The 2,398-nt window shown below is 62.3% G+C and carries 3 protein-coding genes; all 3 read right to left on the minus strand.

Annotated features, from left to right (window positions below; all coding sequences use genetic code 11):
- On the minus strand, nt 1-866 hold an 866-nt coding region (locus EOA24_RS34440), incomplete at its 3' end, for an ABC transporter ATP-binding protein (RefSeq protein ID WP_133374772.1).
- Nucleotides 867-918: 52 nt separating this feature from the next.
- A complete protein-coding gene (locus EOA24_RS34445) occupies nt 919-2,076 on the minus strand; it encodes an ABC transporter permease (protein WP_126081936.1) in 1,158 nt (385 codons plus the stop codon).
- A gap of 12 nt (nt 2,077-2,088) precedes the next feature.
- Nucleotides 2,089-2,398: ABC transporter permease (locus EOA24_RS34450; protein WP_133374773.1), on the minus strand; the 310-nt coding region annotated here is incomplete at its 5' end.

Here is a 2,398-nt window from a genome sequence, read left to right on the forward strand (position 1 = left end):
TGCGGCAGCGGCAACTGTCCGGGAATGGAGATCAACGGCCGCGAGTTCTTGTCGGCACCAGGCAGCGGGATCGAGCGGAACAGCCCTTGCGTATAGGGATGGCGCATCCGGTCGAACACGTCCTCGATCTTGCCGGTCTCGACCGCCTCGCCGGAATACATCACCGTGATACGGTCGCAGGTCTCGAGGATCAGGCCGAGATTGTGCGACACGAAGATCATCGAGGTGCCGAACTTCTCGCCCAGACCCTTGACCAGCTCGACGATGCCCGCCTCGACGGTGACGTCGAGCGCGGTGGTCGGCTCGTCGAGCAGAAGCAGCGCCGGCTTGGACAACAGCGCCATGGCAATCACGATGCGCTGCTGCTGGCCGCCGGAAAGCTGGTGCGGATAGGAGCGCATCATGCGCTCCGGGTCGGGCAGCCTCACCGCCCGCACCATCTCCAGCGCCCTGTTGTAGGCCTCCTCCTTCGACACCTTGTCGTGGATCAGCGGCACTTCCATCAGCTGCTGGCCGATCTTCATCGCGGGGTTGAGGCTCGCCATCGGCTCCTGGTAGATCATGGCGATCTTGTTGCCGCGGATGGCGCGCAGCTCCTCCTCGGAGAGCTCGCCCATGTCCTTGCCCTGGAACTTGATGCGCCCGCCGACGATCTTCCCGATGTTGGAGAGGTCGCGCATGATGCCGAGCGACACCGTCGACTTGCCGCAGCCGGATTCGCCGACGATGCCCATCGCCTCGCCGGGCATCACCGTGCAGGAGAAATCCATCACGGCCGGGATCTCGCCCTTGCGGGTGAAGAAGGAGATCGAGAGATTCTCGATCTCGATGATGGGTTGAGCCGGATCTCGAACCGCTTCGTTCATGGGTCGCTCCAATCCTAAATTGTTCCAGCAGGTAGGGCCTGAGCCCTCGCCATCAATCCTTCATCGACTGTTCGCGCAGCGAGTCCGCCAAAAGGTTGAGCCCCAGCACGAACGACATCAGGGCGATCGTCGGCGGCAGCGCCGGGTGGATGAAGGAACGCAGCAGCCGGCTGGCGTCCTTGATCGCGGTGCCCCAGTCGGGGCTTTCCGGCGCCAGCCCCAGGCCGAAATAGCCGAGCGTTCCGAGCAGGATCGTCGTGTAGCCGATGCGCAGGCACGCATCGACGATCAGCGGCCCGCGCGCATTGGGCAATATCTCCCAAAGCATGATGTACCAGGGCGATTCACCGCGCGTCTGCGCCGCCGCCACATAGTCGCGCGTCTTGATGTCCATGGTCAGCCCGCGCACGATGCGGAACACGCCGGGGCTGGAAGCGAACACCACCGCCACGAAGATGTTGAGCTGGTTGGGATCGATGTGGACAATGTGCAGCGGATCCTTGTCGAAGACCAGGCCGACATAAATCCAGCCACCGAGGATAAGCGTGATACCGAGCAGGATATAGAGCCGGTCCGGCCGGTTCTTGAAACGCGTCCAGAACAGGACGCTGAAGAAGATGATCGGGAACAAGAAGAACAGACCCGCCATCGCATAGGGGATCGGCGTGTCCATGATGCCCGGTGTCACCAGGAGGTAGAACAACAGGATCACCGGGAAAGCCAGCACCAGATTGGCGAGGAAGGACAGCAGCGTGTCAATCCTGCCGCCGTAATAGCCGGCCGGCAGGCCGAGCGTGATGCCGACCATGAGCGCGAAGCCGGTGGCGGCCGGCGCGATGATCAGCACGATCTGGCTGCCGTAGACCATGCGCGAGAACACGTCGCGGGCGAGCTTATCGCCGCCGAAATAATAGACCAGCTTCGACGCCGGCTCGATCGCGCCGGGCAGCGCGTCCTTCATCACCGAGACCTGCGCCAGGGGATCGAAGGGCGAGATGGTCGAAGCGAAGATCGCCGTGAACAGCCAGAACAGGCAGATGAAGACGCCGGCGATGCCGACGCCGCTGTCAAAGAGCTGGCCGTAAAGGCCAAGCCGCTTCTTATAGGCAAAGCTGACGCCCATCACCAGGATCAACGCGATCCACACCGGCCAGAAACGCCAGAGCACGCCGACAACGATGTCGAAGGCATTGATATACTCGGTCTGCATCGGCCCTGCCCCTTATTGAACCCTGATGCGCGGATTGAGGAACGCGTAGCCGACATCGGAGATGAGCTGCGTGATCAAGACGATGAACACCGAAACCAGCGAGCAGCCGAGCAGCAGGTCGATGTCGTTGTTGCCCGCAGCCTCGACCAGCGTATAGCCGAACCCCTGGTAGCGGAACATCACCTCGACGATGACGACGCCGGTGAGCAGCCAGGGAAACTGCAGCATGATGACGGTAAACGGCGCGATCAAAGCGTTGCGCAGCGCATGCTTGACGACCACGCTGCCGAAGGACAGACCCTTGAGGCGGGCAGTTCGGATG

This window comes from Mesorhizobium sp. M2A.F.Ca.ET.039.01.1.1, from assembly GCF_003998035.1.
Taxonomy (GTDB): Bacteria; Pseudomonadota; Alphaproteobacteria; order Rhizobiales; family Rhizobiaceae; genus Mesorhizobium.